Source organism: Aromatoleum tolulyticum, assembly GCF_900156155.1.
Classification (GTDB): Bacteria; Pseudomonadota; Gammaproteobacteria; order Burkholderiales; family Rhodocyclaceae; genus Aromatoleum; species Aromatoleum tolulyticum.
Genome location: NZ_FTMD01000008.1, coordinates 1 through 24,496 on the forward strand (window position 1 = coordinate 1; position 24,496 = coordinate 24,496).

Here is a 24,496-nt window from a genome sequence, read left to right on the forward strand (position 1 = left end):
ACAACGTTGATAGGTCGGGTGTGGAAGCGCAGTAATGCGTTAAGCTAACCGATACTAATTGCCCGTGAGGCTTGATCCTATAACCCTGGATCGACAGCGAACTCAACACGCAAAAATACAATCACACCCCCACACACTCTACTTCCCCCACTTTGTGACCCTTTACAGTCTGACGACCATAGCGTCCTGGAACCACTCCTTCCCATCCCGAACAGGACAGTGAAACAGGTCCGCGCCGATGATAGTGCTCTTCGTGAGTGCGAAAGTAGGTCATCGTCAGACTACCTACTCCCAAAAAAGCCGCTCTTCCTACTCAGGATCAGCGGCTTTTTTGCGTCTACCGCGTGCTGGATGTCGGGTAGGCCAGTTCATTCTGCTAGGATTTGGCGACCCCCGCTGCATGGGGATTGCGATCGTTTCTGTTGTAGGTATCAGTCAATGGCTCTCACGGACCAAGCGCAAGCGTTGCTGGACATGGTGTATCGGGTCGGTGCCCCGCGGTTTCACGAGCTTACGGTCGCTCAGGCGAGGCATTCGTTCGAAAAGCTGCAATTTGTGTTCGGCGGCGAGCCGGAGGCGGTCGCTTCGACGCTGGAAGTTCCAATGGCGCGCCCCGACGGCAGCGCTCTTCTTGCTCGTCTTTATCGGCCGCTCGAGGCAGATCCGGCCGAGGCGCTGCCCTTGCTGATCTATTTCCATGGTGGTGGATGGTGTGTCGGCAGCGTGCAAAGCCATGACTCACTGTGCAGGCAGCTCGCGAATCGGGCTGGATGTGCGGTGCTGTCGGTCGATTACAGGCTGGCGCCGGAGCATCCTTTCCCGGCTGCGGTTGAGGATGCGCTGTTCGCGGTCGAGTGGGCACGGGCGAATGCCGAACAGTTGTTGGTGGATCCGGGGCGGTTCGGATTGGGCGGGGATAGCGCAGGAGGGAATCTTTCGCTGGTGACGGCCCTCATGCTCCGCGATCGGGCGGCGGCTGCTCTGCGTGTCCTGTGTCTGATTTATCCCTGCACCGAGATAGAGAGCAGTCGCCCCTCACGCGCCCTTTTTTCGTCCGGTTATTTTCTTGATCGCGAAAGTCTCGTGTGGTTTTTCGAGCGCTACCTGCCGGGCGGGCAGGCGAACGACTGGCGGGCCTCGCCCATGAAGGCCCGCTGGCTGGGTGATCTGCCGCCGATGCTGTTGGTAACGGCGGAGTGCGATCCGCTGACGGACGACAGCGTGGCGTTTGCCGACCGGGTCCGCGCGGAAGGTGGAAGCGTCGAGCATCTGAGCGTTGACGGCATGGTGCATGGCTTCGTTACCTTGGGAAAGTGGTTTCCCGAGGCGTCACAGGTGGTCAACCGGATCGCAGTGCATCTGCGCCAGCGGCTCACGCCGACAGTAGACGCCGCCTAGGGCAGGACCCATTCGTGGGGATACGGTGCTCCACGAAAGTTGAGTTCGGAACGGCGTGACCTGTTTAACAACGACGGCAAGCGTAAAGCGCTAGAGTTTCCCCGACGTACCACGGAATGTGGCGGCCCGCCGCGGCGTGCGATCACGCACGATCAAGGGTAGGCCGTGTGGCGGGGAGATGCGCGATGTTGAAGGTGCTCAAACAATATGTACCGTCGCACGCGCTGCAACAAATAGTCTTCGACGCGTCGATCCTGTTCCTGGCTGTTCTGCTTGCGACCGCCCTCCCATTGCGCGGCAGCGCGGTGGACTGGAGGGTGATCGTTCCATCTGCATTGCTCTTTGCCGTGCTGATGATCATGTTGAATGGCGCTCTTGGCCTTTACCGCGGGGGGGCAGTGGAGGGGGGCGTTGGGCGCGCCGTCTCTCGTATTCTGGTGTCGGTCATTGTGAGTGTCCCGGTTGCGTTTGCCGTCTTCGCGGTTCTGCCGTGGACATACTTCGAGTCCGAGGCGGTGCAGATTTCCGTTGTTCTGCTGTTGGGAGCGCTTCTCGTCTTGCGCGGCTTGGCGAACCGGCGCGGTGCGACGTCCGCGTTCGACCCGCGAGTGCTGATCATTGGAACAGGTGCTGAAGCGCAGGCTGCTGCCCGGTCCTTGGGGGCACGAGGAGCGAGTGCGGATATCGTCGGATTTTATCGATCGGTTGGAGAGGACTTGCCCGCCGTTGATCCGGAACAGATTTTTTCGGAAGGGGAAGGTCTTCTCGAGATGGTCAGGCGGCTCCATGTGAGCGAAGTCATCGTCGCCGTTCGGGAGCGCAGGGGGGGGGTGCTTCCGATCCGGGAGCTGCTCGAATGCAAGCTAAGGGGGGTGAAGGTTCTTGACCTGTCGTCATTCTTCGAGCGCACGCATGGGCAGGTACCGATTGATTCATTGAAGGCGAGTTGGCTCATATATGGCGACGGGTTTCGCCAGGGGGCCGCGCGCAGGACCGTCAAGCGGTGCTTCGATTTGTTTGCGGCGTCGATCCTGCTGATTCTTGCGCTGCCCGTCATGTTCGTGACCGTGTGCTCCATTCTGCTGGAGGACGGGCGGCCGGTACTGTTCCGGCAGGAGCGTGTGGGGCGGGGGGGGCGAGTATTCAAGGTGATCAAGTTCCGCAGCATGAGGCAGGACGCCGAGGGGGATGGAACACCGCGGTGGGCGCAACTGGGCGATGAGCGCGTGACCCGTGTCGGACGTGTCATCCGACGTCTTCGGATCGATGAACTGCCGCAGCTGTTCAATGTGCTGTCGGGTGAGATGAGTCTGGTCGGACCTCGACCGGAGCGTCCGTATTTCGTCGATCAGCTGACGCGGGAGATCCCGTTCTATTCGGTGCGTCACAGCGTCAAGCCGGGGGTAACGGGCTGGGCCCAGGTACGTTATCAGTACGGTGCTTCTGTCGACGACGCTATGCAGAAATTGCAGTACGACCTGTATTACGTGAAGAACCACAATCTGGCCCTGGACATCCTGGTCCTTTTCGAAACGGTCCGGGTTGTGCTGACGGGCGAAGGAGCGCACTGAACCGTTGCCGATCAGGGGCGCTCGGTTGTTGTGTGCATTGGATGATCTCCCGCAAGTGTGAAGCTTTGCGCCGCTAAGGTCAGGGGACTGATTTGTCTGAATTGGCAGGGGTGGCATACAGCATCGCTTTCAGTGCATATGCGCTGTTCGGGCTTTACCTGCTTCCTGGCTGGCGCAAGCGGCCGCGCGGTGGCTTCCTCTTGTTAGCTGTCGGGGCGAGTGCCCTGTGGGCTCTTGCCAACGTCTTTGTCGTCCGGAACCCCTCATCGATGGCGCATACGCTGGCCTGGGTGAGTGACACTGCTCGTCAGGTCTGCTGGTTGGCGTTGGTCATCACGCTGGTACAGACGGTCAGCAAGGGCACCGTGCGCTGGCCGATGGTCGTTGCGGCCATCGTTGCATTCGCCCAACTGCTCGGTGTCTTCGGTATCGAGGCGGGCTTTCTCCCGCTCACTTCCTTGCATTTGGGCAGCTTCCTTGCGGGAGCGGTGCTGGGGCTGGTACTGGTCGAGCAGCTCTTCCGGACCGTACCCGCGGAATCGCGCTGGGCCGTGAAGCCGCTGTGCCTGGCGTTATCGGCTGGTTATGTCTTCGAGTTGTACCTTTTTGCGGACGGGTTCCTGTTCGGCATTCTGGATGCAGATGTATGGGCAGTGCGCGGCATCGCTCATGTATTGACGTTACCGCTCATCGCCGTGTCGGCGGGCCGCAATCCCGATTGGGTTTTCCGCATCACGGTTTCGCGCCAGGCGGTGTTCCATTCGACTGCACTGGCTCTGTCCGGCGCCTACCTTCTTATCATATCTGCCGCCGGGTATTACGTCCGCTTTGTCGGCGGCGATTGGGGGCGGGCTCTCCAGCTGACCCTGCTATTTGCCGGCCTGCTGCTTTTGAGTGTGTTCCTGGTCTCAGGGGCGCAACGAGCACGACTGCGCGTTTTCTTGAACAAGCACCTGTTCCCGTATCGCTACGACTACCGAAGCGAGTGGTTGAGATTTACGCAAGCCCTGTCCTCGGCAGACGGTGCGCTTGATTTGGGGGAGTCAGTGATCAAGGGGCTGTCCGATCTCGTCGAGAGCCCCGGAGGCGTGCTGTGGCTTCGGGAGTCGGGTGGGCATGGCTATTCCGTTCATTCTCGGCTCAATCATCCGGCGATTGCCGTGATGGAAGACGAGGGCAGCGCATTCTGTCGCTTCCTTGCGGAACGTGAATGGGTAATCAACCTCGAGGAGTACCGATCCGGGGCGACCAACTATGAAACGCTGGTTCTTCCGGTGTGGTTGTCGGAGATTTCCAGCGCGTGGCTGGTTCTTCCGCTGAAATCCGGGGGTGTCCTGGTGGGTTTCGTGGTGCTTAGTGCGCCACGGACGCCGGTGGACGTGAATTGGGAGGTTCTCGATTTACTGAAAACGGCGCAGGCCCAGGCGGCGAGTTATCTGTCGCGCATGCAGGCGATGGAGGCGCTGATCGAGTCGAGGAAGTTTGATTCGTTCAATCGCATGTCCGCATTCGTTGTCCACGATCTGAAGAATCTGGTTTCGCAGCTCTCCCTGATGTTGAAGAACGCGGAGCGTCACAAACACAACCCGGCGTTTCAGGAGGATATGCTGGAGACGGTTGCGAACGTCGAATCGCGCATGCGCGGCCTGATGGCGCAGTTGCAGGAGAAGCGTTCGATCGATCCGCCGCGGCGTGTGGAGCTCAATGCGCTGGTAGAACGCCTGAGGCAGGCAAAGCGTCACCAGCGTCCGACGATCGACTTTGAGGCGGGCGACGGGACGGCGGTCGAGGTGATCGCGCACCCCGACCGACTTGAACGTGTCATCGGCCATGTGTTGCAGAATGCGCTGGAAGCGACAGCAGGCGATGGTAGGGTGACGGTGAGCATCATGCCGACGGGAGACGGTTCGGTGGTCTTGAGCGTCGATGACAATGGATGTGGAATGTCGAAGGAATTCGTTCGGGAACGCTTGTTCCGTCCGTTCCAGTCGAGCAAGACAGGAGGAATGGGCATCGGTGCATTCGAGGCTCAGCAATACATTCGGGAGATTGGCGGTAGCATCGCGGTCGATAGCGAACCCGGGAAGGGGACTCGCGTAGCGATTACGTTGCCGGTGGTTGCCCGCGAAACGCGGGATGAAGTACAGGCGGCGGTAATGACGCAGGGATCATGAACGACAAGAGACGTACGCTTCTGGTTGTGGAGGATGATCCGGCACTGCAGAAGCAGATGCGATGGGCATTCGATTCATTCGAAACCGTTGTCGCTGACGACAGGGAGAGTGCGCTCGCCCAGTTGCGTCGTCATGAGCCCGCAGTCGTCACGATGGACCTCGGCTTGCCGCCACGCCCGGACGACGTGAGCGAAGGTTTCCGGCTCTTGGGGGAGATGCTGGTGCTGGCTCCGGAAACGAAGATAATCGTCCTGACCGGGCAGCATGATCGCGAGAATGCGGTGAGGGCGGTCGCGATGGGCGCTTATGATTTCTTCGGCAAGCCTTTTGAGTCGGAGTTGCTTGCTCTGACGATCGATCGTGCGTTCCGTCTGCATGATCTGCAGGCCGAGAATCATCGTCTCACTGCCCAGCAGTCCAGCCCGCTTTCCGGAATCATCACGCGCGATGCCGGTATGTTGAAGGTCTGCCGGACTGTGGAGAAGGTTGCATCTGCGAATGTCACCGTAGCCTTGCTTGGCGAAAGCGGGACGGGTAAGGAGATTCTGGCGCGCGCCTTGCACGCGTTGTCTTCACGTTCAAGGGAGCGATTCCTCGCGATCAATTGCGCGGCGATTCCCGAGAATCTGCTGGAAAGCGAGCTGTTCGGCTACGAGAAAGGAGCCTTTACCGGGGCGGCCAAGCAGACACCGGGAAAGATCGAGACGGCGCACAAGGGGACGTTCTTTCTAGACGAGATCGGTGACCTGCCGATGGCCCTGCAGGCGAAGCTGCTCCGCTTCCTGCAGGAACGCGTCGTCGAGCGCATCGGCGGGCGCGAGGAGATTCCGGTCGATGTGCGCGTCGTATGCGCGACGCACCGGGACCTCAAGGCGCAGATCCACGCAGGGCTCTTTCGGGAAGACCTCTACTATCGGCTTGCCGAGATCGTCATCGATATCCCCCCCCTGCGGGAGCGAGACGGCGATGCCGTGTTGCTGGCACATGCGTTCGTACAGCGCTTCGCGAAGGAAAACGGGCGAGGGGCCATGCATCTCGGTGAGGATGCGCTTGCCTCAATCGAGACGCATCCCTGGCCGGGAAATGTGCGGGAACTGGAGAACTGCCTCAAGCGCGCCGTAATCATGGCGGAGTCCAACCGGATCACGGCGGAGGATCTCGGGCTCGATGCGGCGGAGGCCGAGTTGATGGAGCTAAATCTGCGTCATGTCAGGGACGAGGCCGAGCGAAGGGCGGTGATCAGGGCGTTGGCCAGAACCAACGGCAATATAGCGCGTGCGGCCGATGCGCTTGGCATCAGCAGGCCATCTTTGTACGACTTGATGAACCGTTTTGGATTCAAGAAGGAGAGTTGACGTGTCCCGTCCGTTGGTTTCACCTCGGTCCAGACGGCAGGTTGCGCTGGCCGTCCTGTTTGCCGGTTTACTTGCCGGCTGCGGCGCGAGCCCTGATTCCATGGTGGGTTCGGCCCGCGATTATCTGGCGAAGAACGATCTCCAGGCGGCGAGCATCCAGCTCAAGAATGCCTTGCAGGAGAATCCGTCACTCGCTGAAGCTCGATATCTGCTTGGAACCGTAAATCTCAGGCAGGGGAATGCGACTGCCGCCGAGAAGGAGTTTCGCCGCGCGCTTGAGTTAGGTACGCCTGCGGAGCAGGTGATCCCGCTTCTGGCGCGTGCGCTGGTGAAGATGGGGCAGTTCGAGCAGGTCATCAAGGAATTTGGAGACGCCACCCTACAGGATCCGGCGGCGAACGCACGACTCAGGGTGAGTGTCGGCGATGCCTATCTCGAACGCAGGGATTTTCCCAAGGCACGCAAGGCGTTCGAGGGGGCGTTGACGTTGAACGACGATGACGTTCCGGCCCGCATCGGTCTCGGTCGTGTCAAATTCATCACGGGCGACGTCGACGGTGCGTTCGGAGAGGCCGAGGCCGTGCTGGCTCGCGGCGTGGTGGGGGAGGAGGCCGGCGATGCCCATGCATTGCGCGCTGACGTGCTGCTTGCGCGAAAGCAGGCCGACGACGCACTCGCCGCGCGGCACGAGGCTGTGAAGTTTCATCCGTCATCGGTTGCGTATCACTTTGCGCTGATCACGTTACTGCTCGAACGCGGCGACATGAATGGCGCTGCGGAACGGCTCGTGGCGATGGAAAAGATCGCTCCGAAGCATCCGCTCACCCACTATCTGTTCGCGTTGCATGATCTCCGAAGCGGTAAGGCTGCCACCGCTCGCGATCATATTGCGGAGACTGTTCGTCTGGCTCCCGAGTACCTGCCGGGCCGCCTGCTCGCGGGTGTGATTCACGCCAGCCTGAACGAGCATGTCGTTGCGCGTGAACATCTGGCGATGGTGGTCGGTCGAGCTCCTCAGAACCGGAATGCCCGGCGGGCGCTCGCACGGTCGGAACTTGGTTCAGGTAACCCCGACAAGGCGATGGAGACACTCAAGCCACTCCTTTCGGTAAAGCCCCCCGACTCCGACACCCTGCAACTGGCCGCGCGCATTCAACTGGCTCAGGGCAAGCTGGATGCGGCTTCGGAGACTTACGAAAAACTCGTCGCAGTGCGACCATCCGACGACCTCGCACGTACGCAACTCGGGGTCGCTCGTCTGCTCGAGGGTGACGCAGCGGCCGGTCTGAGCGATTTAGAGGCCGCTTCGACGCTCGAAGGTAGTTCCGGAGCTGCCGATTTTGCGTTGGTGATGGTGCATTTGCGACAGGGGGAGCTCGACAAGGCTGCGGCTGCGCAACGGCGGCTTGAGGCAAAGCGCCCGGATGACCCCCGTACCTACATGCTGCAAGGCGGAATCGCACTTGCCAAGCGGAATGTGGCCGACGCACGGCTCTCGTTTGAGAAAGCGCTTGCACTCAGGAGCGATTACCTGCCGGCTGCAGTGAATCTCGCACGCATGGATCTGGCGGAAAAGAAGCCGAAGGATGCGCTCGACCGCGTTGAGGCAATCGTCGCCAAGCATCCTGATAACGTTGCCGCTTCTCTCCTGTTGGCGAACCTGCAAAAGGCGACCGGTGCGAACCCGGACAAGGTGCGTGAAACCCTCGAGCGCGTGAGCCGGGCGACGCCCACGGAAGCGACGCCGAAACTGGCCTTGGCCGCGGAGGCGTTGGGACAGCGGGATGCGAAGAAGGCGATTTCGCTCGCTCAGGAAGTCATTGCCGCTCATCCGGATGATCCTCGTGCGTACGAGATGATGGGCCGAGCCCAGTTGCTGGCGGGTGATCTCCAGCAGGCGATCACGGCATTCAACAAGCAGGTGAGTCTGCAGCCGAAACTGCCGGCACCGCTGATTCGGCTTGCGGATGCACAACAACTGGCGAAGGACTCCTCCGCCGCGGAGCAATCCTTGCGACGCGCGCTTGTTCTCAAACCGGATCTGATCGAGGCACAGCAGCGACTCGCTGCATTGCTCGCGGGTACCAAGCGATCGACGGAGGCGCTTGGGATCGCCCGCACGGTCCAGAAACAAAGACCGAAAGTGCCGGTAGGGTGGAATCTCGAAGGAGACCTGCATTTGCTCGCCAAGGACTATCCATCTGCCATCGCGGCCTTTCGCAAGTCATTGGGTGTCAGACGGGTGCCTGAGACCGTGATCAAGTTGCATGGGGCACAGATACAGGCAGGCAGGCCGGACGACGCGGAAAAGTCCGTTGCGGATTGGTTGCGCCAGGAACCTAAAGATTTGAGGGTGCGCAGTTATCTTGCCGAACGGGCTTTTGCTGAGCACAAGCTGGAAGAGGCTGAGCGGCTGTACCGCAAGCTTGACGAGATCAGGCCCGATGCGCCCCAGATTCTCAACAATATGGCTTTGATCGCAGGCCAGCGCGGGGATCCCCGGGCCATGAACCTGGCAGAGCGGGCGGTCAAGTTGGCTCCTGAAAATCCTGCGATTCTGGACACGCTTGGCGTACTGCAGATCGATAACGGCCAGACGGAAAAGGGAATCGAGAATATCCGCAAGGCGGTTTCCCTTGCTCCCACCGCTCCAGCCCTGCGTTTGAGCCTGGCGAAGGCCTATGTCAGGCTTGGTCGGAAGGAGGATGCTACGAAGGAAGCCGAAGCCCTGTTGAAGGCGCTGCCACAGCACAGTCCCCTGCGGGCCGAGGTGACGGCGTTGAGGGAAAAATTGTGATTCTGTTCCTTCTTTCGTTTATGCCAATTATCCGTTTCCAAAGAGTGCAATCATGACTACGGTCGCCGTTATCGGTCTGGGCTATGTCGGCCTGCCGCTTGCCGTTGAGTTCGGCAAGAAGTTCAAGACGCTGGGGTTTGATCTTTCGGCCCCCAAGGTCGCTGCATATCGTGAGCATTACGACCCGACCGGAGAGGTTTCGGGGGATGACTTGCGCGCCGCGACGATGCTCTCATGCCATGCAGATGCGAAGGTGATTGCCGAAGCCGATTTCGTCGTCGTTGCGGTACCAACCCCCGTGGATCTGGCGCATCAGCCGGATTTTTCACCGCTGGTCGGCGCATCGCGGACCGTCGGACAGAACCTGAAGCGAGGGGCGATCGTCGTATTCGAGTCGACGGTGTATCCCGGCGCAACCGAGGAAGTCTGCATCCCGATCATCGAGCGCGAGTCCGGCCTCAAGTGGAAGGAGGACTTTTTTGTCGGCTACTCGCCGGAGCGGATCAATCCGGGCGACAAGGAACGCACGGTCACGAAGATCGCGAAAGTGGTGTCGGGGGATACCCCCGCGACACTGGCGAAGGTTCGCGAGGTTTACGGGGCGATCATCACCGCGGGGGTCTATGCTGCAAGTTCGATCAAGGTCGCGGAGGCCGCGAAGGTCATCGAGAACACGCAGCGGGACCTCAACATTGCACTGATGAACGAACTGGCGGTGATCTTTCACAAGATTGGAATCGACACGCTCGAGGTGCTCGAAGCCGCAGGGACGAAGTGGAACTTTCTGCCATTCCGCCCGGGCCTTGTCGGCGGCCACTGCATCGGCGTCGATCCCTACTACCTGACGCACAAGGCCGAAATGCTGGGTTACCACTCGGACGTGATATTGGCCGGGCGGCGCATCAATGACGGGATGGGCAAGTATGTTGCCGAACAGACGGTCAAGCAGATGATTCAGGCGGGACATTCGGTGCGTGGCTGCGACGTCATCGTTTTGGGGCTCACCTTCAAGGAGAATTGCCCCGACCTTCGCAACAGCAAGGTCATCGACGTGATCCGGGAATTGCGCAGCTTCGGTTGCCGGGTGCACGTCCATGATGCTGTCGCAGCGTCGCCCGAGGCTGAGCACGAGTATGGCGAATCACTTGTGTCCTGGGAGGACCTGCCGCGCGCGATGGCCGTGGTTGCAGCTGTTTCGCACAAGGCATACCTCGAAATGCCGCTCACGCGGATTACCGAAAAGATGTTGCCGAACGGTATCTTCGTCGATGTGAAGTCGGCGTATGACCGGGATGCGTTGGCCGCTTCCGGTATAACTGTGTGGCGGCTCTAGCTGGAGAGATCTGCGCTAGCGATGCTATGCGGGAGGTCGTGATGGGATGTCGGCTGTCCGTAGGCAGAAGCGCTTGCTTGTTGGGGGCCGCATTGCTTGCCGCCGGATCGCACGCGTCGATTGCCGCGAATGATGAACCTGCGGCGGCGGAGCGGGCGGCCGTTGGAGTAATTTTCGCAGATCACGCGCGCTATTTGGCGGGGGTTGCCGTTGCCCATGAGCACGGTGAGGGCGTGGCTCGAGAACCTGCAAGGGCTGCCGCGCTGTACTGCGAGTCTGCACGTCTGGGCAACGTCGACGCGATGTATGCGCTCGGTTGGATGTACGCCAACGGACGAGGCCTGGAGCGCAACGATGCCTATGCCGGGACTCTGTTCGCGATGGCGGCGTTTTTCGGACATCCGCAGGCGGATCAGATGCGCCGCTACACCGGCGATTATGTGGGGGCCGTGCCCGACTGTCTGCAGCCGCCTCCGGACGAATCACTGGATCCGGGGTGGAGCGCCGAAGCGCACATCGCGGCACTGTCGGCGCAGCGCAAGCAACTGGCGCGACTCGTGGTCGATCTCTCCGCCGAATACGCGATCAGCCCGAGACTCGCGCTCGCAATCGCCCTGACCGAGTCGAACCTCGATGCGGACGTTGTCTCGCCGAAGAATGCGATGGGAGTGATGCAACTGATCCCGGATACCGCGGCGCGCTTCAACGTACGAAAACCCTTCGATCCCGAGGACAATATCCGGGGCGGTCTGGCGTATCTGCGTTGGCTCCTGGCCTATTTTCGCGGGGACATCGCCATGGCTGCAGCCGGATACAACGCTGGCGAGCATGCCGTCGATCGCTATCGAGGAGTGCCGCCATACGCCGAAACGCAGGCCTACGTTGCACGTATCCTGGCGTTCATGCAACGGCGAAAGCATGCATACGACAGCCGTATCACGGAGCCGAGCCCGGTCGCTCCTGCGTTGCAGCTGGTAAGTGAGCGCGGGGGAGGCTCGTGAAAGGAGGTTGGTGTCCGGCGTTGCGTGGTGCGTGGATGTGGCTTGTCGTGCTCTGCGTTGCCATTCCTGTTCCGCGCCCGGCGGTAGCGGGTCTCGTCGAAGTGCTGCCGCGACTGAAGCCCTCGGTGGTTGCCGTGGGAACGTTTCAGCGGGCCCGCTCGCCGCAATTCCGATTCCTTGGCACGGGATTCGCGGTCGGAAGTGGTCGCCTCGTCGCGACCAATGCGCATGTCGTATCGGTGCCGGTTTCGGATGATCAGTTGGAGTCCCTGGTCGTCGTCGTGCCGGGGGCCCCGCAAAGCGCCATCCGCAGGGTTGCGAAGGCGGCGGTCGATCCGAATACCGATCTTGCACTTCTGCGGCTCGACGGCGAGCCTTTGCCCGCCTTGCCGCTCGCCGAGGCAAATTTCGCTGCCGAGGGGCAGCCGATCGCATTCATGGGGTTCCCGATCGGCAGCGCACTGGGACTCACGCCAGTCACGCACCGGGGTATCGTCGCAGCAGTAACCCCGATCGGGATACCGCAGGCGAATTCCCGCCAGCTCAACCCGGCATTGATCCGTCGACTCTCAGGGGAAAAGCTTCGCGTCTATCAGCTCGATGCAACGGCATATCCGGGCAATAGCGGCAGCCCGTTGTTCGATCCGGACAGCGGGGAAGTGCTGGGCATCATCAATATGGTCTTCGTGAAAGGCACGAAGGAGAACGCATTGAGCGCCCCGTCGGGAATTACCTATGCGATTCCCGTTTCACACCTGCGCGCCCTGTTGATGGATGTCCGGTGATGGTGGTCCCCCCGGCGAGAATCGAACTCACATCTAGCGCTTAGGAGGCGCTCGTTCTATCCATTGAACTACGGGGAGGGGCGCGCAATTCTATCCGGTTGCGCGTCGCGCACCAAGCGCGGTGCGTAACCGTATGGGCGTTCAGGGATCAATCGCATTGTGAGGCTTCGGCTCGATATCGGGTCCGGGCGTCATGTCGGGACGCCCGTTGCGTGGCGGAAACAGGAAGTCGCGAGGGCTGGAGACGAAGCGTCGCAGGGTCATCCACACGAGGGTGCGGCCCTGCGCGAAGGTGATTCGGCGCGCACGCATTGCCACGTACAGCGTGAGGGAGAAACTGACGCCCAGATTGGTGAGGCCGATCAGCGCGATGCCGCACGCGGCGAGGGCGGCAGCCTGCCAACCCGGCGCGAAATCGAGGCCTGCGCTGGCGAATCCGACATAGGCGGACGAGAAGGCGATATGGCGGATGTCGAGGGGGAGGCCGAACAGTACGCCCACTGCAGTGACGCCGCCGAGCAGGAAACCGAAAAAGAAGTTGCCGGCGAGCGCTCCGAGGTTGTTCTCGACGTAGCGGGCGATGCGTTCCATGCGTTGTGCGCCGAGAAGGCGACGCGGCCATCGCAGCTGCAGGAGACGCTCCGGAATGCGTGCATAGGCGCAAAGGTTGTCGTAATAGCCGGCGATGAGACCGGAGAGGAAGAGGCAGACGCCGGCGATTGCGGCGAAGAACAGGGCGCCCCCGGCCGGATCGATCTCGTCCTGCAGCGCATGCGCCTTTTCCGGCGACACGAAATGGGTGCCGGTGGTGGCGTGAACGATCAGTGCGATCACCATCGCGGCGGGGATCGCCACACCGACGTTGCCGACAATTGCAGCAAGCTGGCTGCGCACCGTTCGGGCAATCAGGTCGACCAGGTTGTCGAGATCCCGGCTCTTCCCTTGCGTCTCGCCGATTGATGCGGCGATCGCGTTGGCCGTCATGGCCGGCTGCTTGGTGGCAACGGTGCCGCCGATGATGTGGATGATGACGAAGCCGATACCGTAGTTCAGGCAGAAGCTCAGAGCGGACGTGAGCGGCGCGTGGCCGAGCGTTGCGAGCACGAGCTTGAAGGCGGCCATGCAGGCGATGATCAGTCCGCCGAATGCGGCGGACTGCAGCATGCCGAAGTACTCGCGGCGGGTGGTCGTGATGTAGCGTTCGCCGGTCTTGCCTGCGCTCTCGGTCATGCGCAGCGAAAGCAGTTCCACGTTCTTGCCGACATAGTCGGAGAGGCGGTGTTTGCGGCATTCGGAGCGGACAAGCTCCTTGAACAGATCGACGATCTCGGGGGCCACGTCCGCGAGCATGCGGCGTTGCCGCAACCCTGCAAGCAGGCGCAGCAGGCGGCCGATGCGTCGGAGGTGCTGGCGCAGGCGCTCGAGCTTGAAGGTCAGGGTGAGGCTGGTGCCGAGCTTCGCCGCGCGCCGGCGGATGCGCAGCAGGGCTTCCTCGCATTGGTCCAGCATGACCTGGACGTGCCGTTCGTCCTCCACGAGCGTCGTCGGTGTTTCCCACCACTGTGCGTAATTGCGGATGTAGGCGACCAGTTCGGCGTTTTGCGCGAGAAAGGCCGATTCGTGTTCCTCGAGTTCGGGGTCGATGCGGATGAACTCGGGGTCGAGGCCGATCGCGCTGGCGTGATAGGAGAGCACGCGGAGGGCCTCGAGGATCTCCGCGATCGCTTCGGGCAAGGCGCGGCTGTCGGCCTCAGACGCCGGCGCTTCGTCCCCGAGGACGGTGCAGATCAGCTCGCACCACAGTTCATCGGAGATGGCGTTGACCCACACTTCGTCGTCGTTGCGCCATAACAGGACGGCGAGCACGTCCTTCATGTACGCGGTGTCGAGGTAGTCGGGCAGCAGCCGTCCGGTGAGGCGTCGCGCCGTTTCGGAAAAGAATCCGGTCGAGGGTAACAAGCCGGACGAAGCGTAGAGCGATACCTGCTTGCGTTCGCGGAACAGCCTGCGGAACGCCGAGTTCAGGCGTCGGCGCAGGTCCGGACGCGTCTTGAGCGTAGCGATGAGCTGCCGTAGCCGGAATTCAGCGCCCGCGGCGTCGCCGGCCCTGGGCGGGCGCAGCTGGCCGATCAGGTCTTTCCACTGTGCGAGTTCGTCGCATTCGGGGGTATCCAGGCGTTCCAGCAGTCGATCCATCCGGTCTCCATTCGTGTGGTCGCTGTCAGCCGATGTTGCAGTGCGCAAAAATCGGGTGAGCCTGGCATCTTAACAGACCGCTAAAATGCGAATCCTTTACCGCGAGTAACATCCCATGCCGCTCCTTTCCGTCGACAACGCTTGCCTTGCCTATGGTCACGTCGATCTGCTCGACCGTGCCGAGTTTCAGCTCGATGCGGGGGAAAGGGTTGCGCTGATCGGCCGCAATGGTTCGGGCAAGTCCAGTCTGTTGAAGGCGCTGGCCGGCCAGGCGACGCTGGATGACGGCACGGTGTGGCGTCAGTCCGGCCTCAAGGTCGCCTATGTGCCCCAGGAAGCGGACTTTCCCCGCGATCGCGACGTGTTCGCGACGATCGCGGACGGCTTGGGCGAGGCGGCGCGCCTGCTCGTCGATTATCACGATGCGATGCATGCCGTGGCCGAGTCCGCGAGCACGGAGGCCTTGGCGCGGCTCGACGCCCTGCAGCACGAGGTGGATGCGACCGACGCGTGGCGGCTGAACCAGCGCGTCGACGAGATCATCGTCCGCCTTGCGCTTCCGGGCGATGCGCTGGTGTCCAGCCTTTCGGGCGGCGGGGTCAAGCGGGTGGCCCTGGCCCGGGCGTTGGTCTTGGAGCCGGATCTGTTGTTGCTCGACGAACCGACCAACCATCTTGACCTCGACGGCATCGTCTGGCTCGAATCGCTGATCCGGGAGTTCCGTGGCGCAGTCGTCGTGATCACCCACGACCGGGTGTTCCTCGACAACATTGCAACGCGCATCATCGAGCTCGATCGCGGGAAGCTGAGCAGCTACCCGGGTAAATTCGGCGACTACCAGCGGCGCAAGGTCGAAGAACTGGAGGCCGAGGCGAAAGCCAGCGCGCGCTTCGACAAGGTCCTGGCGCAGGAGGAGGTGTGGATACGCAAGGGCGTCGAGGCCCGCCGCACGCGCAATGAAGGGCGCGTGCGACGGCTCGAGGCGTTGCGGCGCGACCGCGCTGCCCGGCGCGACCGTCTGGGGAACGTCAAGCTCGCGGTGGAGAAGGGCGAGCAGAGCGGCCAGATGGTCGCGGAACTGACCGACGTGACCAAGCGCTTCGGCGACCGCGTGGTGGTGCGCGATTTTTCGACGCGCATCATGCGCGGCGACCGTGTCGGCCTGATCGGCCCGAACGGAGCGGGGAAGACCACGCTGCTCAAGCTCATCCTCGGCGAGATCGCTCCGGATTCGGGCACCGTGCGCCGCGGCACGCGCCAGACAGTCGCCTATTTCGACCAGCTGCGCGCCCAGCTCGACCCGGAACTGCCGTTGACCGAGGTGATCAGCCCGGGATCGGACTTTGTCGAGATCGGGGGCGAGCGCAAGCATGTGATCGGATATCTCGGCGATTTCCTGTTCGCGCCGCAGCGCGCACGCTCGCCGGTGAAGTCCTTGTCGGGCGGCGAACGCAACCGGCTGCTCCTCGCACGGCTGTTCGCACGGCCCGCGAACGTGCTGGTGCTGGACGAACCGACCAACGACCTCGATATCGAGACGCTCGACCTGCTCGAGGAGCTGCTGGCGGACTACGACGGCACGCTCTTCCTCGTGAGCCACGATCGGGCGTTCCTGGACAACGTCGTGACCCAGGTGATCGCTGCCGAGGGTGACGGGCGTTGGGGCGAGTACGCCGGCGGTTATGCGGACTGGCAGCGGGTGAAGCAGGCCGCGGCGGAGCGCGAGGCCGAAATGTCGAGGGCGGCGGCACCGAAACCGGTTGCGCCGGCCGCGCCCAAGCCAGCGGCCGCGAAAGGCGGGAAATTGTCGTTCAACGAAAAGCGCGAGCTGGAGTCCTTGCCGGACCGCATTGCCGCGCTCGAGGCTGAGCAGACGGCATTGCATGCAAGGATGGCCGACCCGGCGCTTTATCAGCAGGCGCCACAGGAGGTGGCGCGCATCAAGGGGCGTCTGGAGGAGCTCGACACGGAAATCGACAATGCGCTGGCGCGCTGGGAGGCGCTGGAGAGTCGCGCCGGCTGACGTCGGCACTCAGCGGGCAAGGCCGCCGACGTTGTTGAACCAGGCCGCCGCGCCGGCGGCGGACGCCAGGAATACGGCGATGTGATACATCGACCACCAGCGATAGCGCGTGGCGAGCCGGTGCGGGTCGAGGTCGGAAACGAGGAACAGCGACTTCGATGCGGGTTTGCGCACGACATGCGCTTCCGGGGCCGAGAGGACCTCGTCGCGCAGTTTCGTCACTTCGCGGCGGGCCTGGCTTCGCGCCAGCTCCCATTCGCGGAGATCGATTTCGCCGTCGCCGTCGAGGTCGAAGCGTTCGAGCAGGCGTTTGCGGTCCGATTTCCAGTGATCCAGCAGGTCGCGCGTCTGGCGCCCGATGTCGAAATCGGGGGCGACGCTGCCGAGCGTGGCGAATTCTCCGAGCACGTAGATGCGGTCCTGGTTGATCAGGCACCATTGCGTGTGTCGCGTATCGCCCTGTGTGTAGGTCTCCTTGCGGCTGACCATCATGTCGGCGCCTTCGGGATCCACCGCGCATACGCCGCTGCCGTCATCGAGCAGGAACGACGCGTCACTCTCGTAGGTGGAGACATGGCGCCATTTGCCGTCGCTCTGCCGGCGTTCTGTCTCCACGCGATACCAGAGCACGGGGAGCCCGTTTACCGGCGACAGCAGGGGGGTTCCATCGACGGGGCGGCCGCGGCCGGTCAGTTCGACGTAGCCCTGGGCTGCGGAAGCGATGCGCGAGGTCGGAGTGTCGGAGATTGCGCGCGCCGTTCCGAGCGAGCGCAGCCAGCCGGCGAGTCCGCTGGCGGCGAGAACACCGATTCCGAGACCCCACCCCTTGCCGGGTGCGGCCTTGAGCATGATCGCGACGGTGAAGAACTGCAGCGTCGGCAGTGTGACGTGCGCGATGTCGCGGCGCAGGCGGGTCAGCATACGGCGACTGGCCGTCCGGTCAGGTGCTGAACAGGGCCTTCAGGTCGACGTCCGACTTTTCGGCGCTTGCGAATTCCAGCAGGGGCTTGGCCTCGAACTGGAACATGCGGGCGACGAAGACATCGGGGAATTGCTCGATGCGGACGTTGAGCAGATTGACCGATTCGTTGTACCACTCGCGGCGGTCGGCGATACCGTTTTCCAGGGCCGTGATGCGCGTCTGCAACTGCATGAAATGTTCGTTGGCGCGCAGTTCGGGATAGGCTTCGGCGACCGCGAAGATCTGCCCCAAGCCGGTCCGCAGCATCCCTTCCGCCTTGCCGAGCGCGGCGATGTCCTGATGTTCGCGCGCGCTGGCGACGCGCGCGCGCGCTTCGGTGACCCGCTGCAGCGTTTCCTGCTCGAACTGCTTGTATTGTTTGCAGACTTCGACCAGTTTGGGCAGTTCGTCGTGGCGTTGCTTCAACAGCACGTCGATGTTCGCCCATGCCTTGGCGATGTTGTGCTTGAGCCGAACGAGGCCGTTATAGACGACGATCGCATACAGCAGGGCAATGACCAATGCGCCCAGCGCGACGGCAGCGGACATGCTCATAGTTCTATCTCCCCTTGTTGCCGCAGCATGATATACGCAATTTGCGGCAAGCCGGCGGTGTCGTTGGTACGCGGGCGACTCAGGTCGCCGGCGGGAAGAAGCGGTGGAGCTCCTCGGCGGGGGTGCCAAGGCGTGCAAGCAGCTGTTCCAGGCTCATGTGGACAAGCTTGCCGACTTCCGCGATGTCGTCGGGAAGGGCGTCGTTGTCCCAGCCCGTCTGCAGGTGCCGCGCGAGGTCGGCCGCCAGCCGCACGTTGCGCACGCGCGGATTGTCCGCCTGGTCCGCATCCATCAGAGTGATGAGCAGTTCGGGCAGGTTCCAGGCGCGCACCAGCGCTTCCTGAATCTCCAGCGCGGTGGCGCCGAAAACGGTGCGTTGCGCCTCGCTGCGCCGCAACCAGCGGTTTGCGCGCTGCATTTCGAATACCCGCAGGGTCATCACCGGTGCGAAGGTCCAGCACATGATCTCGACGGCGTCGGCGAGCAACGCCGCTACCATGATCTCGTCGACATCGAGGTCGTGGCGGAGAATGGCCCAGTCGCGCGCGAAGTGCGCCGCGCGGCGCGCGCGGCCGATGGTCTTGAGCACGCCGACCAGTGCCTGCGGATGCTCGGCGAGGCGCTCTTCCACCGTGCTCATGCCGGAGAAGGTTTCGAAGAACGGCGTCAGCCCCATCATCATGATCGCCCGCTCTACGGTCGTGATGTCGTGATTCTGCCGGGCGCCGCGCCGGGCCTGCAGCGTCGTCAGCAGCTTCATCGTCATCAACGGATCCGCTAGCACGGCGGCCGCCACGTGCCTGGCGCCTGTCGAGTCGCGCGCCGCGAGGATCTCGAATTCCCTGACGGTCCGGCGCAGCACGGGCACATCCCGTGCCGACACGAATTCGACATAGGCGTCGACCGATGCGAGCGGGGTGTCGATGAAGGCCATGAGCGTCGGGTCCAGGCTGATGTCGGAATTATCGGCAGCCGAGCGGGCGAAATGAAGAGCGGATGCCATTTGCCGGGGTGGCGTGCGGCTATTTGGCTATAATCGGCGCAAAAAGCGCGGCACGGTGTCGCGTCCCGACGAGAGAGGAGTAGAGCGCAAGTGAATACACCCTTCAAGGCTTTTCTGATCGATCAGGACGAGAACAAGAAGATCGTCAGCGGGATGGCAACCCTCGACGCGGCGAATCTGGATGCAGGCGAAGTCCTGATCCGCGTCCATTACTCCAGCATCAACTACAAGGATGCCCTCGCCGCGACCGGTGCCGGCAAGATCATCCGCCGCTTCCCTTGCGTCGGCGGCATCGACATGAGCGGCGAGGTCGTCGAGAGCGCCGATGCACGCTTCAAACCCGGCGATAAGGTCATCGCCACCAGTTTCGACATCGGCGTGGCGCATCACGGCGGGTATGCCGAATACGCCCGCGTGCCGGCGGGCTGGGTCGTGCCCCTGCCGCGGGGCCTGGACCTGTTCGAGTCGATGGCGCTGGGCACCGCCGGGTTTACGGCGGCACTGGGCATCGTGCGCATGGAGGACAACGGCCTTGCTCCGGCCAACGGGCCGGTCATCGTGACCGGCGCCACCGGCGGCGTAGGCGGCCTCGCCATCGACATGCTTGCGCGGCTCGGCTACCACGTCGTCGCGCTCACGGGGAAGGAAGTCGAAAGCGACTATCTGAAGATGCTCGGCGCGGCGGAAGTGAAACTGCGCAGCACGATCGACCTCGACAAGGTGCGTCCGCTCGAAGGCGCCCAGTGGGCTGGCGCGGTCGATAATGTCGGCGGGCAGATCCTGCACTGGGTGCTGGCGACGATGAAGCAGGCCGGCACCGTCGCGAGCATCGGCAATGCGGCGAGCTTCAACCTGAATACGACGGTGTTCCCCTTCATCCTGCGCGGCGTGAGCCTGCTCGGCATCGACTCGGGCTACATCGGCTTCCCCATCCGTCAGCGTGTGTGGGATCGTCTCGCGACCGACCTTAAGCCGCGCCATCTTGCAGCCGTGACGCGCACCATCGCGCTCGACGAGCTGCCGGACGCCTTCGACGCGTATATCAAGGGCGCGATCAAGGGGCGTACGGTCGTGCGGATCGGCGCCTGAAGCGGCAAGGGGAGATTCCGGCCATGAGCGAACAGGAAAATCAGCCGCTACCCAAGGTGCTGATCGTCGACGACTCGCGCATGGTGCGGGCCTCCATCGTCAAACTTATCCGCGGGCGCTTCGAATTCCGCGAGGAGGCCGACGGCGAAGCCGGCTGGCAGGCATTGCTCGTAGACCCGTCGATCCAACTCGTCCTCAGCGACATCGGGATGCCCCAGCTCGACGGTTACGGGCTGCTCCAACGCATCCGGTCCTCCAAGCTGTCGCGTGTCCAGGAGCTCCCGGTGATCGTCATTTCCGGCGAGGAAGACGATGCGGTGCGCGAACGCGCGCGCCAACTGGGGGCCAACGATTTCATCACCAAGGGCATCGGTGCGACCGAGCTTCTGGCGCGCCTCGACTCCCTGACGCGTCTTGCCCAGACGCGGCGCGAACTGGAGGAGAGCAGGGCTGCACTGGCCAAGCAGAGCCCGGTCGACCCCGTGTCGGGACTCGTCACCGAGTCGTACATGAACTGGCGCGGGGAGCAGGAGCTGGCACTGGCCCGCCGGCATCAGGCTGACCTCAGCGCGATGCTCGTCGAGATCGATCGCTACGACCAGCTGATCACGACCTACGGCGCCCACGTCGCCCAGCTCGTCGGGCGCAAGCTGTCGGGCATCCTCGCGACGCGCGTGCGCAAGGAGGACACCGTCACCCAGATCGCGCCCTCGCAGTTCGTCGTGTTGTCGCCCAGTACCGATCTCGGGGGTGTCTGCGCCTTCGCCTTGCGCATGCAGCAGGCGATGGAAAAGCTGGTGATGACCTACCGCGAGGATCGCATCCGCATCAGCGTGACGATAGGCGTTGCAAGCTCGTCCGTCGACGAGGCGCAAAGCGTCAGCGAGCTGATCGGCATGGCCGTGAAGCGTGCCCAGGCGGGACGGCAGGCAGGCGGAAACCGTGTGGTGGGCGACCAGGGCGAGGTCACCCAGGAGTCCGTCGATCGGCTGCTCAGGCAGGTCGTGAGCATCGACCAGCTGCTCGGCCAGATCCGCGCCGGAGACGCTGCGGAGATCGACGCGCAGCTGCCGGCAGCGGTCGCCGCGTTGATGCCGCTGCTGCAGCTGATCGAGGCCCGCCTCGGTTGCGGGATTCCGCTGGACCGCCTTAGTAACTACAATTCCGCCTCTGGGGCCGGCACGCAAGGCACGCAGAAGGCTTGAGCAGCTGCCCCGGGAAAAAATCAATAACAACAAAGCTGTGAAAGGTGGCGCCGCTGTCCCTTGGAGGAAAGGGGCCGGCGGTGCCGGAACGCATATCTAAAGCAAGAAGTGCAGGGATCAAAGTAGGGAGAGGAAGCTTATGACCGCGTACAAGGAGTTCCACCGCCGTTCCATCGAAAAGCGCGACGAGTTCTGGGCCGAGCAGGCCGGGCTCATCGACTGGAACAAGCCCGCAGAGCAGATCTGCGATTTTTCCAATCCGCCGTTCGTGAAGTGGTTCAAGGGGGGGGAAACCAACCTTTGTTTCAATGCCGTAGACCGCCATGCCGCGATCCGTCCGAACGACCGCGCGCTGGTCTACATTTCGACCGAAACCGACGAAGAGAAGGTCTATTCGTTCGCCGAACTGCAGCGCGAAGTCGAGCGCATGGCGGCGATCTACCAGGACCTCGGCGTCAAGAAGGGCGATCGCGTACTGATCTACATGCCGATGATCGCCGAAGCGGCGTTCGCGATGCTCGCCTGCGCGCGCATCGGCGCGATCCACTCGGTGGTGTTCGGCGGCTTTGCCGCCGGTTCGCTGGCGACCCGCATCGACGACGCCAAGCCGGTGCTGATGGTGAGCTCCGACGCCGGCATGCGCAACGGCAAGCCGGTGCCGTACAAGCACCTCGTCGACGAGGCCTGCAAGCTGGCCGAGTTCCCGCCGCAGAAGGTCCTGATCGTCGATCGCGGCCTGGACAAGGGCTTCCCGAAGGTTGCCGGCCGCGATGTCGACTACGGCGAACTGCGCGCCAGGCACATGGACGCGAAGGTTCCGGTGATCTGGCTGGAGTCGTCCGAGCCGAGCTACATCCTTTACACGTCCGGTACGACCGGCAAGCCGAAGGGCGTCCAGCGCGACACCGGCGGCTATGCCGTCGCACTCGCCGCGTCGATGAAGCACATCTTCACCGGCGATGCGGGCGAGACGATGTTCTCGACCTCCGACATCGGCTGGGTCGTCGGCCACAGCTACATCATCTACGGCCCGCTGCTCGCCGGCATGGCCACGATCATGTACGAAGGCACGCCGCTGCGCCCGGATGCCGGCATCTGGTGGCAGATCGTCGAAAAGTACAAGGTCACGGTGATGTTCTCGGCACCGACCGCCGTACGCGTGCTGAAAAAACAGGATCCGGCCTTCCTCAAGAAGTACGACCTGTCCTCGCTCAAGCACCTGTTCCTCGCCGGCGAGCCGCTCGACGAAACCACGCACAAGTGGATCATGGACGAGCTGGGCATTCCGGTCATCGACAATTACTGGCAGACCGAGACGGGCTGGCCGATGCTCTCGGCGATCCGCGGCATCGAGAAGACGCCGATCAAGTACGGCTCGCCGAGCTTCCCCGTATATGGCTACGACCTGCGCATCTTCCGCGAAGACGGGACCGAGTGCGGGGCCGATGAGAAGGGCATCGTCGGTGTCGTGCCGCCGTTGCCGCCGGGTTGCCTGTCGACCGTGTGGGGGCAAGACGACCGTTTCGTCAGCACCTACTTCACGTTGTTCAAGGATCCGGTGATCTTCTCGTCGTCCGACTGGGGTATCAAGGACGCCGACGGCTATCACACCATCCTCGGGCGCATGGACGACGTGATCAACGTCGCTGGTCATCGTCTCGGCACCCGCGAGATCGAGGAAGCCATCCAGGCCCATTCGGCGATCGCCGAGGTCGCCGTCGTCGGTGTGGCCGACCAGCTCAAGGGCCAGATGCCGATGGCCTTTGCGGTGGTCAAGGACGCCTCGCGCGTCGATAATGCCGAGAAGCGTGCCGCGCTCGAGAAGGAGGTCATGAAGACCGTCGACAACCTCCTCGGTGCGATCGCCCGTCCGGCCCGCGTGCATTTCATCTCGGGCCTGCCGAAGACGCGTTCCGGCAAGATGCTGCGCCGCTCCATCCAGGCGCTGGCGGAAGGCCGTGACGCTGGCGACCTGACGACCATTGACGATCCGAGCACGCTGGATCAGATCAAGGTCGCTCTGGCGGGTTGAGTCCGGGCTTTGTGAGAAAAAACGCGCCGCGAGGCGCGTTTTTTTTGCACGCAGTCAGGGGAAGGACCTTTCCGTGACGGCGGGTGCCACCTCGGCACAGGGCTTCTTCAGGTCGGGCGTCCCGCCTGGGCCACTCCTTCGTAGGCGGCTTCGATCTCGTCGTGAATCGTCCGCCACATCGGTTTGAGCAGAAAACGCATGCCCTTGATGATGCCTTGAACGTCCATCATCGACGGAATACGGATGCCCCGATGTTCGACAGGTCCGCCGATCTGGCGGACATCGACGCCGAGCTTCGCAAAATGCGAGGCCAGACGCGGTTCGGTGAGGATGAATAGGGTTTCGATTCCGGCGCGCTCGGCAAGAGCGATTGCGCCCAGGTACAGGCCGATGGGAATGTACGGGAAGCGCGGATGGATCGTGGTGCCGAAGTCCTCGTCGTGGATGGGTGCGTCGGCCGGTGATTCGCCGCGGCGGCGGCGATAGCTCGACCGTACCGCCAAGCGGGAAACCTCGGCGATCGTGTCGCGCGGCAGGCGGGCCGGATCGACGATCGAGCGGTCCAGTGTCGCAGCGCACGTGCGCTCGAACGGAAGCGGGAAATCGGGATCGTCGGGTCGCGCGAGCACGACGCGCGTGCAGCCAACCGGCCTCGACGGCTCGGTGCTGGTGCGCAAAAGGCAATGCACACTGTGTACATCGTACTCGTCGGTTTCACGACGATCCGGACGCACCGGCTCGAAGCCGAGTTCCTCGCAATACACCTCGTGCCGAATGCGATACACCGAGTCGCGCAGCGCGTCGTCGGTTGCCGGATGGATCTCGAAGTACTTCCTGAATCCGTGGCCGAGATTGAATCGGTCGAACAGGAGCAACGCGATCTCCTTGTCGGGGGACGGTAACGTGACCGGATTACCGGGCGACGTCAGGATGCGGGCAATGAGCGTCCCCTGCAGCACTTCGGTGCAGTGACTCTCACCGCGTAATCATAGTCCAACTTGCGCGTACGCGGGGTGTG

Annotated in this window: 17 protein-coding genes, 1 tRNA gene and 2 rRNA genes; 14 read left to right on the forward strand and 6 right to left on the reverse strand. The window is 62.8% G+C overall.

Going from position 1 to position 24,496, the window contains the following annotated elements:
• The 10 genes from BW991_RS12815 to BW991_RS12860 form a co-directional block, all read left to right on the forward strand.
• Positions 1-79: ribosomal RNA gene (locus BW991_RS12815) — 23S ribosomal RNA — on the forward strand; the annotation flags it as partial.
• 89 nt (positions 80-168) lie between these two features.
• Positions 169-282, forward strand: a 5S ribosomal RNA gene (gene rrf / locus BW991_RS12820).
• 156 nt (positions 283-438) lie between these two features.
• A complete protein-coding gene (locus BW991_RS12825) occupies positions 439-1,398 on the forward strand; it encodes an alpha/beta hydrolase (RefSeq protein WP_084205073.1) in 960 nt (319 codons plus the stop codon).
• Positions 1,399-1,583: 185 nt separating this feature from the next.
• Positions 1,584-2,969 carry a TIGR03013 family XrtA/PEP-CTERM system glycosyltransferase gene (locus BW991_RS12830; RefSeq protein WP_076602516.1) on the forward strand — a complete coding sequence of 462 codons (1,386 nt, stop codon included), beginning with the start codon at positions 1,584-1,586 and terminating at the stop codon, positions 2,967-2,969.
• Positions 2,970-3,061: 92 nt separating this feature from the next.
• Positions 3,062-5,143, forward strand: a complete 2,082-nt coding sequence (gene prsK, locus BW991_RS12835) for an XrtA/PEP-CTERM system histidine kinase PrsK (RefSeq protein ID WP_076602517.1) — start codon at positions 3,062-3,064, stop codon at positions 5,141-5,143.
• Positions 5,140-6,498 carry a PEP-CTERM-box response regulator transcription factor gene (prsR, locus tag BW991_RS12840; RefSeq protein WP_076602518.1) on the forward strand — a complete coding sequence of 453 codons (1,359 nt, stop codon included), beginning with the start codon at positions 5,140-5,142 and terminating at the stop codon, positions 6,496-6,498. The genes prsK and prsR overlap by 4 nt, the downstream gene beginning before the upstream one ends.
• Position 6,499: 1 nt before the next feature.
• Positions 6,500-9,295 (forward strand): XrtA/PEP-CTERM system TPR-repeat protein PrsT, encoded by a 2,796-nt coding sequence (gene prsT / locus BW991_RS12845; protein WP_076602519.1) that lies wholly within the window; start codon positions 6,500-6,502, stop codon positions 9,293-9,295.
• A 52-nt stretch (positions 9,296-9,347) separates the two neighbouring features.
• Positions 9,348-10,628, forward strand: a complete 1,281-nt coding sequence (locus tag BW991_RS12850) for a nucleotide sugar dehydrogenase (protein WP_076602520.1) — start codon at positions 9,348-9,350, stop codon at positions 10,626-10,628.
• A 41-nt stretch (positions 10,629-10,669) separates the two neighbouring features.
• On the forward strand, positions 10,670-11,629 hold the full coding sequence (locus BW991_RS12855; RefSeq protein WP_076602726.1) for a lytic transglycosylase domain-containing protein: 960 nt from the start codon (positions 10,670-10,672) through the stop codon (positions 11,627-11,629).
• 35 nt (positions 11,630-11,664) lie between these two features.
• Complete coding sequence (locus BW991_RS12860; protein ID WP_076602521.1) at positions 11,665-12,414, forward strand: S1 family peptidase; 750 nt, start codon at positions 11,665-11,667, stop codon at positions 12,412-12,414.
• A 3-nt stretch (positions 12,415-12,417) separates the two neighbouring features.
• Here BW991_RS12860 and BW991_RS12865 read toward each other — a convergent pair.
• Together BW991_RS12865 and BW991_RS12870 are read right to left on the reverse strand one after the other, a co-directional pair.
• A tRNA-Arg gene (locus tag BW991_RS12865) sits at positions 12,418-12,492 on the reverse strand.
• A gap of 63 nt (positions 12,493-12,555) precedes the next feature.
• Complete coding sequence (locus BW991_RS12870; RefSeq protein ID WP_076602522.1) at positions 12,556-14,610, reverse strand: site-specific recombinase; 2,055 nt, start codon at positions 14,608-14,610, stop codon at positions 12,556-12,558.
• 115 nt (positions 14,611-14,725) lie between these two features.
• On the opposite strand from BW991_RS12870, the gene BW991_RS12875 reads away from it, so the two are divergent.
• The gene (locus BW991_RS12875) at positions 14,726-16,633 is read left to right on the forward strand and encodes an ATP-binding cassette domain-containing protein (protein WP_076602523.1); all 1,908 of its coding nucleotides are present in this window, start codon (positions 14,726-14,728) and stop codon (positions 16,631-16,633) included.
• A 9-nt stretch (positions 16,634-16,642) separates the two neighbouring features.
• Here BW991_RS12875 and BW991_RS12880 read toward each other — a convergent pair whose 3' ends face one another.
• From BW991_RS12880 to BW991_RS12890, 3 genes are all read right to left on the reverse strand, one after another.
• Positions 16,643-17,554 carry a hypothetical protein gene (locus tag BW991_RS12880; protein ID WP_076602524.1) on the reverse strand — a complete coding sequence of 304 codons (912 nt, stop codon included), beginning with the start codon at positions 17,552-17,554 and terminating at the stop codon, positions 16,643-16,645.
• A 19-nt stretch (positions 17,555-17,573) separates the two neighbouring features.
• Positions 17,574-18,149: a LemA family protein gene (locus tag BW991_RS12885; RefSeq protein WP_076602525.1), complete on the reverse strand. Its 576-nt coding sequence runs from the start codon at positions 18,147-18,149 to the stop codon at positions 17,574-17,576.
• A 79-nt stretch (positions 18,150-18,228) separates the two neighbouring features.
• Entirely contained in the window at positions 18,229-19,083 is an 855-nt protein-coding gene (locus BW991_RS12890) for an HDOD domain-containing protein (RefSeq protein WP_076602727.1), read from the reverse strand.
• Between the two features lie 159 nt (positions 19,084-19,242).
• Between BW991_RS12890 and BW991_RS12895 the strand changes: the two genes are divergently transcribed.
• From BW991_RS12895 to BW991_RS12905, 3 genes are all read left to right on the forward strand, one after another.
• Positions 19,243-20,241 carry an oxidoreductase gene (locus BW991_RS12895; RefSeq protein WP_076602526.1) on the forward strand — a complete coding sequence of 333 codons (999 nt, stop codon included), beginning with the start codon at positions 19,243-19,245 and terminating at the stop codon, positions 20,239-20,241.
• Between the two features lie 23 nt (positions 20,242-20,264).
• Positions 20,265-21,446, forward strand: a complete 1,182-nt coding sequence (locus tag BW991_RS12900; protein ID WP_076602527.1) for a GGDEF domain-containing response regulator — start codon at positions 20,265-20,267, stop codon at positions 21,444-21,446.
• 139 nt (positions 21,447-21,585) lie between these two features.
• A complete protein-coding gene (locus tag BW991_RS12905) occupies positions 21,586-23,478 on the forward strand; it encodes a propionate--CoA ligase (RefSeq protein ID WP_076602528.1) in 1,893 nt (630 codons plus the stop codon).
• A gap of 107 nt (positions 23,479-23,585) precedes the next feature.
• Here BW991_RS12905 and BW991_RS12910 read toward each other — a convergent pair whose 3' ends face one another.
• Positions 23,586-24,353 carry a PEP-CTERM/exosortase system-associated acyltransferase gene (locus tag BW991_RS12910; protein ID WP_076602529.1) on the reverse strand — a complete coding sequence of 256 codons (768 nt, stop codon included), beginning with the start codon at positions 24,351-24,353 and terminating at the stop codon, positions 23,586-23,588.
• Between the last annotated feature and the right edge of the window lie 143 nt (positions 24,354-24,496).